At 64.4% G+C, this 15,027-nt stretch carries 13 protein-coding genes; 8 read left to right on the top strand and 5 right to left on the bottom strand.

The genetic code is table 11. The features are described from left to right. Window positions 1-51 precede the first annotated feature (51 nt). The 3 genes from BLT26_RS00120 to BLT26_RS00110 all read right to left on the bottom strand — a co-directional run bounded on the left by BLT26_RS00120 (window position 52) and on the right by BLT26_RS00110 (window position 2,072). A complete protein-coding gene (locus BLT26_RS00120) occupies window positions 52-789 on the bottom strand; it encodes a pseudouridine synthase (protein WP_091506222.1) in 738 nt (245 codons plus the stop codon). Further along, window positions 780-1,160 (bottom strand): YchJ family protein, encoded by a 381-nt coding sequence (locus BLT26_RS00115; protein ID WP_091506218.1) that lies wholly within the window; start codon window positions 1,158-1,160, stop codon window positions 780-782. Before BLT26_RS00115 ends, BLT26_RS00120 begins: the two co-directional genes overlap by 10 nt. Before the next feature lie 81 nt (window positions 1,161-1,241). Further along, on the bottom strand, window positions 1,242-2,072 hold the full coding sequence (locus BLT26_RS00110) for an SIR2 family NAD-dependent protein deacylase (protein ID WP_217631349.1): 831 nt from the start codon (window positions 2,070-2,072) through the stop codon (window positions 1,242-1,244). A gap of 217 nt (window positions 2,073-2,289) precedes the next feature. On the opposite strand from BLT26_RS00110, the gene BLT26_RS00105 reads away from it, so the two are divergent. The 3 genes from BLT26_RS00105 to BLT26_RS00095 are packed head-to-tail and all read left to right on the top strand — an operon-like array spanning window position 2,290 to window position 7,127. After that, the gene (locus BLT26_RS00105; protein WP_091506214.1) at window positions 2,290-2,829 is read left to right on the top strand and encodes a TetR/AcrR family transcriptional regulator; all 540 of its coding nucleotides are present in this window, start codon (window positions 2,290-2,292) and stop codon (window positions 2,827-2,829) included. Window positions 2,830-2,876: 47 nt separating this feature from the next. Then, window positions 2,877-3,998 (top strand): efflux RND transporter periplasmic adaptor subunit, encoded by a 1,122-nt coding sequence (locus BLT26_RS00100; protein WP_175452983.1) that lies wholly within the window; start codon window positions 2,877-2,879, stop codon window positions 3,996-3,998. A 24-nt stretch (window positions 3,999-4,022) separates the two neighbouring features. Continuing rightward, window positions 4,023-7,127 (top strand): efflux RND transporter permease subunit, encoded by a 3,105-nt coding sequence (locus BLT26_RS00095; protein ID WP_091506207.1) that lies wholly within the window; start codon window positions 4,023-4,025, stop codon window positions 7,125-7,127. Between the two features lie 22 nt (window positions 7,128-7,149). Here the strand turns inward: BLT26_RS00095 and BLT26_RS00090 are convergent, their stop codons facing one another. Further along, complete coding sequence (locus BLT26_RS00090) at window positions 7,150-8,646, bottom strand: DUF1214 domain-containing protein (RefSeq protein ID WP_217631348.1); 1,497 nt, start codon at window positions 8,644-8,646, stop codon at window positions 7,150-7,152. A 239-nt stretch (window positions 8,647-8,885) separates the two neighbouring features. Beyond that, window positions 8,886-10,274: a M28 family peptidase gene (locus BLT26_RS00085; protein WP_091508601.1), complete on the bottom strand. Its 1,389-nt coding sequence runs from the start codon at window positions 10,272-10,274 to the stop codon at window positions 8,886-8,888. A gap of 163 nt (window positions 10,275-10,437) precedes the next feature. On the opposite strand from BLT26_RS00085, the gene BLT26_RS00080 reads away from it, so the two are divergent. The 5 genes from BLT26_RS00080 to BLT26_RS00065 are packed head-to-tail and all read left to right on the top strand — an operon-like array spanning window position 10,438 to window position 15,024. Next, window positions 10,438-10,839: a BlaI/MecI/CopY family transcriptional regulator gene (locus BLT26_RS00080; protein ID WP_091506200.1), complete on the top strand. Its 402-nt coding sequence runs from the start codon at window positions 10,438-10,440 to the stop codon at window positions 10,837-10,839. Beyond that, window positions 10,836-11,813, top strand: a complete 978-nt coding sequence (locus BLT26_RS00075) for a M56 family metallopeptidase (RefSeq protein WP_091506196.1) — start codon at window positions 10,836-10,838, stop codon at window positions 11,811-11,813. Before BLT26_RS00080 ends, BLT26_RS00075 begins: the two co-directional genes overlap by 4 nt. Window positions 11,814-11,817: 4 nt before the next feature. Continuing rightward, on the top strand, window positions 11,818-13,011 hold the full coding sequence (locus BLT26_RS00070; protein ID WP_175452982.1) for a TolC family protein: 1,194 nt from the start codon (window positions 11,818-11,820) through the stop codon (window positions 13,009-13,011). Continuing rightward, window positions 13,008-13,430: a lipoprotein gene (locus BLT26_RS16440; protein WP_175452981.1), complete on the top strand. Its 423-nt coding sequence runs from the start codon at window positions 13,008-13,010 to the stop codon at window positions 13,428-13,430. The genes BLT26_RS00070 and BLT26_RS16440 overlap by 4 nt, the downstream gene beginning before the upstream one ends. Next, on the top strand, window positions 13,420-15,024 hold the full coding sequence (locus BLT26_RS00065; RefSeq protein WP_175452980.1) for an efflux RND transporter periplasmic adaptor subunit: 1,605 nt from the start codon (window positions 13,420-13,422) through the stop codon (window positions 15,022-15,024). The genes BLT26_RS16440 and BLT26_RS00065 overlap by 11 nt, the downstream gene beginning before the upstream one ends. Window positions 15,025-15,027: the final 3 nt, after the last annotated feature.

Raw genomic sequence — 15,027 nt, 5'->3', positions numbered from 1 at the left:
TCCGGAATTGCGGGAATCTGCAATGGTTCAAGAGTACTATTTTCCCGCTGGTCAGTCCGGCGTCGTCCAGCCAAATGTCTTCAGCAGCGAGGCAAAACAGCCCCGCGGCGGGGCGGAGATAAACAGGCGCTCACCGGTAACCGGGTGATCCAGCTCCAGTCGGTGGGCATGTAGTAACAACCTGGCGCAGCCAAACTGCTCGGCGAAGAAGTGGTTGTGTACCGACTTGCCGTACTTGGGACAGCCCACCAGCGGGTGGTGAATGTGCTTGAAGTGGCGGCGGATCTGGTGGCGGCGACCGGTTTCCAGTTCGATCTCAACCAGCGAGTAGCGACTGGTTGGATAGCGGTCCACCGCGTAGGGCAGCTCGATAGTGTGCAGGCGCCGGAAGCGCGTCACCGCCGACTGGCGGGGCAGGTCGGCTTTGGGGCGCTTGCGCTGGTGCTTGAAATCGCTGACCGGCGCCAGCGGGTAGTCGATCACTCCCTCCTCCGGGCACCAACCGCGGCACACCGCGATATACGCCTTTACCGAATTCTCCGAAGCCAGTTCCGCCTGCGCCCGTGCGGCCCCCTCGCCGCTCTTGGCAAACAGGATGACCCCCGATGTCGGCTTGTCGAGCCGGTGGATTGGGTACAGGTGGCAGCCCACCTGGTCGCGCAGGTATTGAAGCAGGAACCGGGTTTCGTGCCGGTCGATATCCGATCGATGCACCAGCCAACCCTCCGGTTTGTAGGCGGCGACGAGATGGGCATCCTCGTAGATGACTTCGGGATTATTCAGGGCCATGTCTCCAGCGGTCCCACATAGACCCAGCGTTTCTTGTGGAGCTTGAACAGCGATATTTCCTGCATCGCCCGCTCGCCTTCTTCATCCTCGAAAAATGCCTTGAATTCCACCACGGATTTCTTCAGTCCCTGCTTGCTACGCAGCACTTCCAGCCTGGTCCAACGGGTATTGAGGTCATCCTGCTTCACCTCCGGGCAGGTGTCCGGGTGCCAGGTTTTGCGCAGGTAGGGGAGGTTGCCCGTGACAAACGCAGAGAAGCGGCTGCGCATCAGGGCTTCCGCGGTATTGGGATATGCCTTGCCGGAAAGGTAGAGGTCGCAGCACTGTGCGAAAGGCTTGCCGGAGCCGCAGGGACAGCTGTTCTGTTGCATCGGGATTGTTTATCGAATTTACTAGTGAGCGCTATTGTGCGGCGGCCAGCATTGCCACGCAATCCCGATAGGCGAGCGATGTCAGCTGACTTCCAGCCTGGCCGCGATCGCAGAGATGGCCTCCCGTGCCCCGAGCCGGATGCCGATGGCGTCCTCCAGGTCGGACTCGGGCTCGTTCGGGTTGATCCTCACCAGCTGCCCACCGACGGCCTCGGATTCCCAGCGCACCGTGGGTATGGCGGTACCGGCCCCACACTCTATCACCACCAGGTTCTTTACCGCGGCCAGCCAGCGCTGGTACTTCTCCTGCTGCGCCTCCTGGCGTGCCATGTTCCAGCCCCAGTCCGAGAACATCAGGATATTCGGCCGGGCCACCTCGCCGCAGCGCGGGCATGTTGGCAGCTCGCCCAGGGCCAGGCAGCGCTCGGTGTCGACTACCGGTGTCTCGCCATCCGCCGGCCAGATCTCGCCGCTGCAATCGTCGAGGCACTGCAGGTGGTGTATCGAGCCGTGACACTGGTTGAGCCGTTCGGGATCGAAGCCGGCCTTTTCAAACTGCCCGTCCACATTGCTGGTGAATACGAAGTAGCCGCGCTCGCGCGCTTCGCCCATTTGCCGCAGCAGTCGGAAACCATCGTGCGGGCGGGTCGACCGGTAGAGGTTCAGGCGGTGGCCGTAAAAACCCCAGGCGCGCTCCGGGTGGGCTGTGAAGGTGACCGGCGAGGCGATGTCAGCGAAGGACTCTCCCGACTGGCGCAGGGCAGGGTAGGCCTTCCAGAAGCCCTCGTTGCCACGGAAATCGGGCAGGCCCGAGTCGACCCCCATGCCGGCCCCGGCTGCGATCAGCAGGCCATCGGCGCGCTCGATGAGTTCTGCAGCCCGCTCGAGTTCGCGGCGAGTTTTGCTGTCCACGTCAGAGTTGCTCCTGCGCTGTCGGTCGGTTTGTAGGGATCATATCACTGTGCCTGGCGTGGGATCTGCCGTGGTGGCAGGTGTGACGCAGCTGCTTAAGTGCGGTGCGGGGGAAGGGCCGGGCGCCAGGATGCGGTCCGGGGCTTGACCGGACGCCCTGCGCTGCTACCATACCGTCCAGTCGGTCGGTTTTGACCGAAGCTGTCTGGGAGGTCACATGTCTAAAGTCGGCAAAGACGAGATTATCCGGGCCGCCGAAGAGGTGGTCCGGGAGAAGGGGGCGCGCAAGCTGACCCTGGATGCGGTGGCGGCCCAGTGTGGCCTGAGCAAGGGCGGGCTGCTGCACCACTTCCGCACCAAGCAGGCCCTGTTGCAGGCGATGCTGGAATCGGCCGTGGCGCGCGAGGGTGGCTGCGCCGCCGATTACCTGGCGCGCGCCGGGGACGGCCCGGGGACCGCGTTGGCCGCACGAATCCACTCCATGTTTTCCCTGATGCAGGACGACGAGAGCCTGCCGCGTTCATTGATCGCCGCCGTGGCGGAAGACCCCGCGCTGCTCGAACCCATCCGTGAAAAGGAAGAGCGGGTCCGCCGCGAGATCTGCGCTTCAGTAAAGGACCCGGAGCTGGCACAGCTGCTGTTGTTTGCCTCGCGGGGTATGTTTTTCGCCCGTGTATTCGGGCTTATGGAGCCGGGCGACCCGCAGTTTGAGCGCCTGCGCGAGCGATTGCTGGCAATGGCCGCTGACATCGACTGACCGCATCCCCATCGACTCACCCTTTTATGTATTTGTGGAACCAGAATATGGATTTCTTGAGTAATTCCCGCCGTGTGCTGTTCGCAGTGCTGCTGGCCACCGCCGGCCTCGTTGCCTGCAGTGATCCCGAGTCCGCGCAGCAACAGGACGAGCGCGTCTGGCCGGTAAAAGTGGCCCCCGTGTCCAGTAGCGGTGAGGTTGCGGCCCGCCAGTTCGCCGGTCGGGTGAAGGCGGTGCAGACCGTGGACCTGTCGTTCCAGGTGGGTGGCAAGCTGCAGGGCGTGAAATTCAAGGAGGGCGAGGTCATCCCCCGGGGACAGCTGATTGCGACGCTCGATGACCGGGATTTCCGGCGGCGGGTAAAGCAGGCGCGGGTGAACCTGGAGTTGCTGGAGAAGACGCTGGAGCGCCAGCGGGCGCTGAAGGCGCGCAATATGATCTCGGCGCAGCAGCTCGACGAGACGGAAAGCAATTATGACCTGGCGCAGGTGGCGCTGGAGAATGCCGAGCAGGAACTGGCGTACACCCGCCTGAGGGTGCCGTTCGACGCGCTGGTGACGCGCCAGCTGGTGGAGAACTTCACCAATGTGCAACCGGGGCAGGGCATAGTGCGCCTGCAGGATGTATCCGAAGTGCGCGTGCAGGTATCGGTGCCGGAGAAGCTGCTGGCCACCATTGATGCCAACCGTGTCGACTCCATTACCGCAAGCTTTGAGTTCCTGCCGGGACAGGAATTCCCGCTGGAATACCGCGAGCACCAGGCGGAGGCCGATAGCGTGACCCAGACCTATGTGGTCGAGCTGGGCATGCCGCGCCCGGACAATGTGCAGATACTGCCGGGCATGACCGCACGGGTGAGGCTGCGGCTCGCCCGGGCGGACGGCGAGCTGCGGGTGCCCCTGTCGGCGGTGCAGACCAATGCCGACGGCACGCCCTATGTATGGCAGATTGGCGACGACCGCAGGGTGTCGCGGGTGGAAGTGGCCCTCGGGCGCACCGACGGCGAGCTGGTCCGGGTGACTGAGGGCCTGCAACCGGGCGTGCAGCTGGTAGCCGCCGGTGGCCAGCACCTCTATGAGGGCGCAGTGGTACGCGATTACACGGCCGCGGGTGCGCCAGCACCAGCGGCGGCCCCTGGAACCCCGGCAGCTGCCGGGACGGAACAGTAAGCCGGCGGGCAGGGGAGATTCACAGTGAAGATATCCGAAGTTTTTATCCGGCAGCCGGTCTACAGCTGGCTGTTGATGCTGGTGTGCCTGGTGGGTGGCCTGTGGGGGATCGCCGATATCGGACGCCTCGAGGACCCTGCTTTCACGATCAAGGAAGCGCGGGTGTTCACCGCCTATCCCGGGGCCAGTGCGCGCCAGGTAGAGGAGGAGGTCACCGAAAAGCTGGAAGTGGCTATCCAGCAGATGGGGCAGCTGGACAGGCTGACCTCGTCTTCCCGCGCGGGCATGTCGGAAATCCGCGTGCGCATCAAGGACAATTACGATTCGGACCAGCTGCCGCAGATCTGGGATGAGCTGCGCCGCAAGGTAAATGACGCCCACGCGCAGCTCCCGCGCGGGGCCATGCCGCCGGTAATCAACGATGATTTCGGGGAAGTGTTCGGGATCTATTACGCGGTTACCGGCGAGGGTTTCTCCCTCAGTGAATTGCGTGATATCACCAAGGCCATTCGCCGCGAGCTGCTGACGGTGGAGGGCGTGGCCAAGGTGTCGCGCTCCGGTGTGATCGACGAGGTGGCCTACCTGGATATCGACGAGTCGCGCCTCGCCCGGCTGGGCTTTTCCCTCGACGACCTTTCCCGCGTGCTGCAGGCAGAGAGCGCGGTGCCGCAGGTAGGCGAGATCGAGGGCAAGGACCTGCGCACCCGGATCGTGGTGGACAACCAGGCCAACGACCTGGAGAGCATCCGCAATATCCTGGTGGGCGTGCCCGGTTCCACCGCGATGCTGGCGGTGCGGGATATTGCCGATGTGTCCATTGGCTACGACCAGAACCCGGGCTTCATTGCCCGCTACAACGGCGCACCGGCCATCCTGCTCGGCGTGGCCGGCGGGCAGCACACCAATATCGTTGACGTCGGCGCGGCGGTGGAGGCCAAGCTGGCCGGGCTTGAGCAGGGGCTGCCGCTGGGGATCGAGATCCATCCCGTTTATGAGCAACACCGCGTGGTGGAAGACAGCGTGAATGGCTTCCTGTTTAACCTGGTGTCGTCGGTGGCCATCGTGATCCTCGTGCTTTGCGCCTTCATGGGCTGGCGCTCCGGCGTGGTGGTCGGTGCAGTGCTCGGCCTGACGGTACTGGGTACCGTGCTGATCATGAACCTGCTGGGCCTCAACCTGCAGCGCATCTCGCTGGGTGCGTTGATCATCGCCATGGGGATGCTGGTGGACAATGCCATCGTGGTGGCCGAAGGCATGCTGATGGGGGTACAAAAGAAAGAGTCTCCGCAGGTTGCCGCCGCCCGCGTTGTGCGCCAGACCTTCTGGCCGCTGCTGGGTGCCACCATCATCGGCATCATGGCGTTTTCCGGGATCGGACTGTCCGACGACGCCACCGGCGAGTTCCTGTTTTCCCTGTTTGCGGTGATTGGCATCTCCCTGCTGCTGAGCTGGGTGCTGGCGATCACGATTACCCCTTACCTCGGCTACCACCTGTTCAAGCCGGGCAAGCTGGGCGAATCCGGGGATCCCTACCAGGGTCGCTTCTACCGCATTTACGCCGGGGCGCTGTCCGGTGCCCTGCGCCGGCGCGGCCGCACCATCGCCATCCTGCTGGCGGTAACCGTGGTGAGCTACGGTGCCTTCGGTTTTGTGAAGCAGGGCTTCTTCCCCAACTCGAATGCACCGCTGTTTTACGTGAACTACTACCTGCCCCAGGGCAGCGATATCGAGCGCACCGATCGCGCCCTGCGGGAAGCAACCGAATACCTGGCGGCACAGGAAGAGGTAGTGTCAGTCACGGCGGTGGCCGGGCGGGGTGCGGACCGGTTCATGCTTACCTACGCGCCGGAGCCGCCCAACCCTTCCTACGGGCAGCTGATCGTACGCACTGCCAGTCGCGAGCAGATTCCCGGGCTGATCGAGCGGGCGAAGGAATCGCTGCGCAGCGCACACCCCGAGGCGCTGGTCACTTTCAAGCGCATCGTGTTCGGCCCAGGTGGCGGCGCCGATGTGGAAGTGCGCATCTCCGGTTCCGACTTCAATACGCTGCGCGCGTATGCTGCGGAGATGGAGCAGTTGTTCCGCAGCAAGGGACTCGAGGACGTGCGCCACGACTGGCGGGATCGCGAACCCACGATTCGTGCTCAGCTGGATGATGAGCGTGCGCGGGTTGCCGGGGTGAGCAACGCGGATATCAGCCGTACGCTCCAGTTTGCTACCGCCGGTTACCGTGTCGGAGACTTCGAGAGCGGCGACCGCATCATCCCCATTGTTGCGCGGTTGCCCCAGGGCGACCGCAATGAGGTGGGCTCACTGCCGGACCGGCTGGTATGGAGTCCCAACGAGCGCGGATATATTCCCGCCGGACAGCTGGTAGAGGAGTTTCACACCACCGCGGAAGAGGGCCTGATCCAGCGCCGCAACCGTGTCCCTACCATCACCATCAGCGGTGATGCACCCGAGGGGCTTACCGCGATGGCGGCCTTTGGCCGCATCCGCGCACAGGCGGAGGAGTTGCAGCTGGCGCCCGGTTACCGGCTTGAGTTCGGCGGCGAGTACGAGCGCTCAGCCGACGCGCAGAAATCGCTGGGCAAGGGCCTGCCGATCGGTTTCCTGGTGATGATCCTGATTTCGATACTGCTGTTCGGCACCGTGCGCGAGCCGCTGATTATCTGGCTGGTGGTGCCCATGTCCCTGGTCGGCGTGGTGGTCGGCCTGCTGCTATCGGGCCTGCCCTTCGGCTTCATGTCGCTGCTGGGGGTGCTGAGCCTGTCGGGTATGCTGATCAAGAACGCGGTGGTGCTGGTGGACGAAATCCAGGTGCAGACCCATGCCGGCCTGCCGCGGTTGACTGCGATCCAGCAGGCCAGTGTCAGCCGCCTGCGGCCGGTATTCCTTGCCGCGGTCACCACTATCCTCGGCATGTCTCCGCTGTTGTTCGATGCTTTCTTTGCAGACATGGCGGTGACCATCATGGGTGGGCTCGGCTTTGCCACGGTGCTCACCCTGATCGCGGTGCCGGTGCTCTACGCGGTGTTCCACCGCGTAGACGCGAGCGAGATCGAGACGGGGAGCAGCGGCACAGGGGAAACAGCCGAGGCGCCACGGGAAACTGTCCCCGAGTACTAGCCCGGTCGGGCTGCCCGCAGTCTCACTCTGCGGGCAGTTTTTCCGCCACCGGGGGCGACCACTGCTCGAGTTTTTCCAGGTCGGGATCGTAGATTCGCATCACGAGGTTGAGGTCCACTGCCTCGCGCTCGATCGGCAACCAGTTCTCCTTTGGCACCCCCTCGGGCTTCTTGGCCGCAATGTAAATATCGATGCCGCCCTGCTCATTCAGTTTCATGCCTGCGTTCTTGCCCACGCTGTATTTCTTGCCCTCATTGGGAATGAAGAAGCCGCTTTCGAGATCGTAGAGGGTCACAGACCAGAAGGCGCCGGCGGGCGGCAGCGAATCTTTATCCATGCGGACAACATAGTCGTGCATGGCATTCATCGGCTCGCCATCTGCGGTATCGATTGTGGGATAGACAGCCTCCTCGCGCGGCACGCCTATGGGGCCATAGATCGACACCGCCACCAGGGTTTCCAGGTCGGTTTTGCCCTTTGGCTGGAACATCTTCGGCTGCAGTCGCTGCATCAGCTCGGCATTGTTCATCTTTTTCAGCCACTCTTGCTGCACGCGCCTGGCCATTTCACGCGTGCGCTCCCCATCGAGTTTTTTTACCCTTTTCGGATCATAGTCCCTGCCGGGTTCCACACCGAGTGACCGGTAAATTGAGAGAAGCTTCTGGTCGAGGGGATTTTGCGGGTCAAAAGTGGTGTGGTTGAAGACGAACTGCATCACCTCAAGCAGGTTGTTACCAAACACGGCCACATCGGTCTTGCCTGTCGCCGGGAAGTCGACTGGTTGCACGGGCTTTGGCGCGTCGCCGCGGTATTCGCTGAGCGTTATGGGGCGGACAGCCTGCATCTGTTCGGTAATGTTCCTGAATCGCTGCGGTTCGCTACTGTGGGGCATCACCCGGAAGATGGCGGATACGAAGTCGCCGGTGGCCTCGAATATGTGGTCCACACCCTCCACCGGGGTGCCATCGTAGCCGTCTGATCGTGCGCTGTAGACCAGTATCCTCTGTGGCCTGGCGAAGTTCCCCGCCCTGGTTGTGAGGGGGATATTCACGTAATGATCGTAGCCGGTGATCATCAGCGAGGCGTAGTCGCTGTCGAAGGCCGGCACTTCGAGAATGACCGGGTCACTGCGCAGGTCCAGCATGCAGCTGATGTACAGGGTGTCGTTATTCGGCCGCGCTATATCACGCATGGTGTGATCTTTCAGCCCGGTATCTGCAGAGCAGTTATTCCAGCCGCCGTGGCTCTCCGCGAACTTGTTGTTCACGTTGTACATAGCTACGTACTGGTAGGAGCGCGTGACCAGCTCCCTGAGCTCCTCGTCAGAGAGCACCGCCCTGTCACTGGCTTTGCCATCAGGTGCCGGTTTGCCGGCCCGCCGTCCCTCTTCGCGACCCGCCGCGCTGCCGTCATCCCTTTCCCCGCAACCGGCAAGCCCGGTTGCGGCCAGTGCGAGAACTGTGCATGCGATCGCTGGTAACAGTTTCCGCGCTAATGCGGCAAGCCTGTGTTGAACCATGCGAAATTCTCCCTTCCCCGGTCGTTGCGGATAATCGTTTGTTGGTGAAATTCGCGGCGTGCCCGGTCAGATCGGGGCCACGTCGCAACCCCTGCAATGATAGCTGCCTGTCAACGCTGCGGTTTTCCGAGGGAGGGCGTCTTACAGAAAGGGGGCGCAGAAAGGGAGCGCAGAAAGGGAGCTGAAGTAGGGTAGGGAAGTCTCCCCCTGCCGGCTTGGGGCCGGCAGGGAGGTGAGGGTCAGTCCTGGCCGGACTCCTCCAGGTAGAAGGCGCCAGCGGGGCCCGGGTAGACCACCGGACTCTCGAAGCCGTCCTTGCTCACCGCGGCGACACCGAAGAAATAGTTGTCGATCACGATGTCTTCCAATGTGTACTCGTCGACATTCCCCACATAGCGGCTGTGGGTCCAGGTGGACTCAGAGGTCAGGCGCCAGTAAACCTTGTAGCCGGCCAGGACCTTGTCATCCCCGGCGCTGCCCCGCTGCCATTTCAGGGTGGTGTCGGGAGACACTGCACCTTCGATGGTGACCCTGGCGGGCGGGGCGGGTGCCTTTGACAGGGCGGCCATGGTGAGCGCGTTGAGGCTGGTCAGCTTGGCGGCATAATCGAAATTCACCCCCTCGATGACGTCCCCATAGCGGATACCGTTTTCGGTGCGCAGGTCCTGGTGCTGGCGGTTATAGTTCTCGTTGGTTTCCATGATGCGGACGCCGGGATAGCCCAGGTCGTTGAACGGGCGGTGGTGGCCGCCGCGGCCAAACCGGTCCAGGCGGTAGATCATCATCACGTCCAGGTTGGGAATATATTCGTCGGCAATCCGGTGGACGTAGCGACCGAGGTTACGGGAGGGCGAATCCACTTCGCCGCCGCGGAAACGGCGTGCGCGTGCCTCATCGGCGCTCTCGTTCATGCGGGTTCCCTCCATGAAGACCCGCGCAGTGGTGTTGTTGATGACGCCGTTGATGCCCTCGATATTGCCGATCATGTCATTGTTCAGCACACCGGTAATGCGCCAGCCATCCTTCTTCGCTTTCGCTGCCATAATCCGGCCGCCGAACAGGCCCTGTTCCTCCCCGGAGAGGCCCGCATAGACGATGGAGCCGGGAAACTTGTGCTTGCTCAGTACGCGCGCGGCCTCTAGGGCGCCGGCGAGGCCAGAGGCATTGTCGTTTGCCCCGGGTGCGTCCGACTTGTAGTCCATCACGTCGGAAACCCGCGAATCGATATCGCCGGACATGATCACATAGCGGCCCGGATCCACGGTGCCGCGCTGGACGGCGATCACGTTGACCACTTCCGTGCGCTCGGGGATCCGCTTCTCACCCTCGATAAAGTCGGACTGGTAATACACCTCCAGGCAGCCGCCGCATGCATCGCTGATGCGCTGGAACTCGTCGTGTACCCAGCGCCGGGCGGCGCCGATGCCCCGGGTTTCGGATTCTGTCTCCGACAGGGTGTGGCGGGTGCCGAAGCCCACCAGGGTACGGATGTCCTTTTCTATACGGTCGGCAGATACATCCTGGCGGATCTCCTCCAGCAACTCCGAATCAGTGGCGGGCTGCGCAAGGGAAGGGGCAGCGACTGCCAGCGAGGAGAGGAAGATGGAAGCAAGGGACAATCGGGACACGAACACCTCCGGCCTGAATCTGTTATGGATCTTGTGGTCCACATGCTAACGCAGAATTCCACGGCCGTCTGTCCCGCTGCAGGTGCCCCTCCTGGAAAACCGATTGACGATCGGTTTTTTGGGGCGATAGACTGCCGGGTATTGTCGCAAAGCTGGAGCCACCGTGAACGGACCTGCGAAGCCAACCCCCGCCCTGGGCGACCTGGAAGTGGCGGTGCTGGAGATCGTCTGGGAGACACCGGAGTGCTCGGCCAAAGAGGTGCATGAACGCATTGGCCGGCAGCGGGGTATTTCCCTCAATACAGTACAGTCGACCCTGGAGCGCCTGCACCGCAAGGAACTGCTCGCGCGCGGCAAGCGGGGACATGCCTACCGATACTCGGCGTGCGTCGAGCGCGAGCGCCTGATTGCCTCCTATATCCGCGAGACGCTGGGGCGTTTCGGCGGCGATGCCGTGGCCTCGCTGGCGGCCTTTGTGGACGCGGCTGAAGATATCGATGAGGCCAGCCTGGCGCGACTCGAGGAAGAGCTGCGCAAGCGCCGGGCAAGGAAGCGTGAAGAATGACTTCTATCGCGGCCCTGGCCTGGCTTTTCCTGCTTATTGCGCTGGGCGCCTGGCTGCTGGGCTGCCTCGCGAGCGAGCTGGTCTCGCGTGTGGCATTCGGCAAGCGCCTCTCACCCATGGAGCGCCGGCAACGCAGCTTCATCCTTGCTGCAATTCCGCTAATGGCCAGCGGCGCGGTGTTAATAGCCGTTGGCTCCACGGCACTGGGCAAGTCTGCGGGCTGGATCCTCGATCACTGCGTGTACCACGGCGCGGGCCACCCGCATCTCTGTTTCACCCATTTGCCGGCTATTCGTCTCGGTCTCGTCGAATTCTTTACTGCCACGTTGGTACTTGTCTCGCTGGCCGTCGTGGTCGGGCGCTTCGTGCTCCGCGAGCACCATGCCGGACAGCGCATTCGCAGCCTTGTGCGCCTGGCCGCGAGTCGTACCCCGGCGCGCAGGCTTTGCACGGTGGAGGATCCGAGTCCCTTTGCAGTGACTGCGGGCGCGTTCGCACCGCGGGTGATCCTGTCGCGGGGGTTGCTGGAGGGACTGGAGGCGCGGGAGGGGCGGATTGTGGTGAGCCACGAGTTTTCCCATATTCGCGCGCGGGACCTTCTCTACAACCTCGTGTTTGAAACTCTCTTGCTGTTGCAGTGGCCGGCGACCGCAGGCCGGCTGCGCAGTGAATGGCGCCAGGCGATGGAAGAGGGCGCCGATGACCGGGTGGCAGGCCGATTTGGCCGCGAGCAGGTGGCGGCCACGCTGCTCAAGGTCTTCCGCCTTCAGAGAGATCACTCGATACCAGGGCTGTCTGTGGCGGGCGCCGACCCGCTGGCTCGCATCGAGCGACTGCTGTCCCAGGAACACTCCAGAGGCACAGGGATCCTGTTCGCCGGCACTTGCCTTGCCAGTATTGCCATCTTTGCGCTGGTGCTTGCCGGCGCGCACCACCAGTTGGAAACCCTGCTGGGGTTCCTCACGGGACACTGATTTCATGCGACTTATTCTCCTGATGGGCGCCTGCCTCTTTGCAGTTTCCGGACGGGCCGCGCCGGGGCTCACCGAAGCCGAGGCGGTCCAGCGCGGTCTCGGCCAGCCCGATATCCACACGCTGCTGGAAGCGCGGCGGGACGCCGCTGCCGGGCGCGCCGCGGCGGCGGGCCGTTGGGCCAACCCGGAAATTGAGTACAGCAACGAGGCCCTCGATTTCGACAACGGTACCGCCGAAGAGCGTTACCTGTGGCTGACACAGCGTTTCAATATCGCCGGCGTGCACGGACTGGAGCGCGAGGCGGCGGCCAGTGAGCGGTTGGCAGAAAACGCCCGGGTCGACCTGAAGCGTCGGGAAATCGCGGCGGAGATGCGCCGCCAGTATTACGCCGCAGTGGCGGCAGAGCGCGAGGCCAATGCGATGGCCCGCTGGCGCGACCGGCTGGCAGAGCTGGCCAGCGCCGTCGCCAACCGTGCCCGGGCGGGCGACGTCTCGCGTTTTGATGCCCTGCGGCTGGAGAAGGAACTGGCCCTGGTGAGCGGCGAGGCGCTGGATAGCCGCGCCGAGGCTGAATCGGCGGCCGATCGCCTGTTCAGCCTCATCGGGAGCGAGCCCGCTCCACTGGTCAGCGGTTTGCTCCCGCCGGCAGCGGATACGGTAGATGTGTCCGCGGTGTTTGCCGCGCACCCGGGACTCCAGGCGCTGGAGGCGGAGGCGCGGGCTGCGTCCTTCTCCGCCGAGGCAGCCGACCGGCGCAGCTGGCCGGAGCTGACCCTGGGGGTCGGGCGGCGCGAGTTCGAGGATCCCGATATCTCCGCCGATGGCCAGCTGCTGTCCCTCGGCGTGGAAGTACCGCTGTTCGACAACGGATCGGGCGAGGCGCGGGCAGAGTCTGCCCGCTTCCGCCGGTTGCGGGCCGAACGGGCGCTGCTGGAGACTCGGCTGGCGGCGGACACCCGTGCGGTGCTGCGGGAGTTGCGTGCCCGCCGGGGCGCGGCGCTGGCCGCCCGCAGTGCCGCTTCAGGCGCGTCACTGGTAGCGATTGCCGAAACTGCCTACGAGGCGGGTGAAATCAGTGTCCTGGAACTGATTGATGCCCATCGCACCGAACTCTCAACACAGCGCGAGGCGGTCCGCCGCGCACGTGCTGCAAGACAGTCCTACATCAAACTTCAATTAATGAAAGGTGAATTATGAACAAGCTTGCCCTGACCCTATCCATCGCGCTCTCCGCATTCCTGCTGGCCGCCTGCGGCCAGGAAGAGGACCACGGTCATCCCCACGACGGCGAGGCAGCCCATTCCCACGAAGAGGGTGGGCATGCACACGATGACGCCCACGCAGAGGGCGAGGCACACGACCACGGTGACGGGGCCCATTCCCACGACGAAACCGAGACCGAGGCGTATTACGGCGACGAGGCCGAAAGTGCCGCCCCGGCCACCGAGTCCGGGGCCGCTGCCGAAGAGGGCGAGCACACGCACGGCGATGCAACGCATACTCATGATGAAACCCATACCCACGATGAAGAGACTCACCACGAGGAGGCTGACGAGCCCGCAGACGAGGAGTCCCACGAGCACAGCCACGACGACGAGTCCCCGCATGAGCACTGAACACTTCGCGCGGGCGCTGCTGCTTGCGGTACTCGCGGTCGGGCTGACTGCCTGCGGTGAGCCCGCAGGCGGCGGCCACGGCCATGCCCACGGGCCCGGCGGTGGTCATGGGGATGGTCACGGGGGAGAGGCTCACGGCGAGGGGGGCCACGGCCACGGCGATGCGGGCCCGGCCCTGGTTTTCACTGACTACACCGACACGACAGAGCTGTTCGTGGAGTTCCCGCCACTGGTCGCAGGTGAGACATCACGATTTGCCGCGCATGTGACACGGCTGGCCGATTCCGCGCCGCTGGACAGCGGCCGCATGGACGTGATCCTCAAGCGGGGTGAACGCACGGCTGCCCGTTTCCGGGTACGCGAGCCCGCACGCACCGGCATCTTCACTCCCGGCGTCAAACCGCGCGAGGCGGGGCAGTTCCGCCTGCTGGTCGAGGTGCAGGACGGAGACCTCCAGGCGACCCACGACCTGGGAATGGTGACGGTCTACCCGTCGGCCACAGAGGCCGAAGTCACCCAGCCCGAGCCGGAAGGGGATATCACCTACCTGAAGGAACAGCAGTGGAATAACCCCTTTGCCTCGGCCGAGGTGAGGCAGCGGCCCATGCGCCCGTCGGTGCCGGCATTTGCCACCGTTGAGGCCCCGGCGGACGCCGGGGCCGAGATCCGTGCGCCCTCGGACGGTTACTTCTCCCACGCCGGCCAGGCCCGGGCCGGGGATACCGTCGAGGCCGGCGCGGTACTGGGTTACCTGGTGCCGCGCCTGGGCGGCGAGACCGATTTCGGTCAGTTGCTGGTGTCGCTGGAGCGGAGCCGCTCGCAGCTGGCGCTGGCCCAGCGCGATGTAAAGCGGCTGACACGACTCTACGAACAGGGGGCCGTCGCCGAGCGCCGCCTGCTGGAAGCCCGGGAGAAGCTCGAGGTCGCGAAAGCGGAATTCGCTGCGGCGGAGGCGCGGGTCGAGCAATACCAGCGCGGCGGCGCCGAGGCCGGTATTGCCCTGCGCACGCCAGTGGCGGGGGAAGTGGTCGAGTTCAATGCCCGTCCCGGTGCCTTTGTCCGCGCCGGCGAGCGGGTTTTCCGCATCGCCTCCAGGGATCGTCGCTGGCTCGAGCTGGCGGTGCCGGAACGCTTTGCGGCGGAGGTTCCCGCAGCCACGGGCGCCTGGCTCGAGAATGCCGCAGGCGAGACGGTGGTACTCGATGAGGCAACTGGTGCGCGGGTGGTGCAGACCAGCTCTGCAGTGGATCCACAAACACGCACGGCCAGCGTCACCATCGAGTACCCGATTGGCCTGGGACCGGCCATCCTCGGCGCCCGCCTGCCCGCGCACCTATTCACGGCAGTGGCGGAACCGAGGCTCGCCATTCCGCGCAGCGCGGTAATCGATGACGGTGGCCGCACGGTGGTGTACGTGCAGACGGGGGGAGAGACCTTCGCCCGTCGCCCGGTGGAGCTGGGCATCGTCGACGGTGAGCTGGTCGAGGTGCTGGGCGGCGTGACAGCGGGCGAGCGGGTTGCCTCCCGGGGAGCCTATTTCGTCAAGCTCGCGGCCACCGGCGGCGAGGAAGTGGGCCACGGCCACGCACACTGATGC

Source organism: Microbulbifer yueqingensis, assembly GCF_900100355.1.
Lineage (GTDB): Bacteria > Pseudomonadota > Gammaproteobacteria > Pseudomonadales > Cellvibrionaceae > Microbulbifer > Microbulbifer yueqingensis.
Note: the sequence above shows the minus strand (reverse complement) of the source record. Positions and strands in the feature narration are given on the sequence as shown.

Excerpts from the sequence above, each read along its gene's own strand:
- BLT26_RS00120 (WP_091506222.1), bottom strand. The coding sequence starts at position 789 with ATGGCCCTGAATAATCCCGAAGTCATCTACGAGGATGCCCATCTCGTC.
- BLT26_RS00065 (WP_175452980.1), top strand. The coding sequence starts at position 13,420 with ATGAGCACTGAACACTTCGCGCGGGCGCTGCTGCTTGCGGTACTCGCG.
- BLT26_RS00100 (WP_175452983.1), top strand. The coding sequence starts at position 2,877 with ATGGATTTCTTGAGTAATTCCCGCCGTGTGCTGTTCGCAGTGCTGCTG.
- BLT26_RS00075 (WP_091506196.1), top strand. The coding sequence starts at position 10,836 with ATGACTTCTATCGCGGCCCTGGCCTGGCTTTTCCTGCTTATTGCGCTG.
- BLT26_RS00090 (WP_217631348.1), bottom strand. The coding sequence starts at position 8,646 with ATGGTTCAACACAGGCTTGCCGCATTAGCGCGGAAACTGTTACCAGCG.
- BLT26_RS00115 (WP_091506218.1), bottom strand. The coding sequence starts at position 1,160 with ATGCAACAGAACAGCTGTCCCTGCGGCTCCGGCAAGCCTTTCGCACAG.
- BLT26_RS00105 (WP_091506214.1), top strand. The coding sequence starts at position 2,290 with ATGTCTAAAGTCGGCAAAGACGAGATTATCCGGGCCGCCGAAGAGGTG.
- BLT26_RS16440 (WP_175452981.1), top strand. The coding sequence starts at position 13,008 with ATGAACAAGCTTGCCCTGACCCTATCCATCGCGCTCTCCGCATTCCTG.
- BLT26_RS00070 (WP_175452982.1), top strand. The coding sequence starts at position 11,818 with ATGCGACTTATTCTCCTGATGGGCGCCTGCCTCTTTGCAGTTTCCGGA.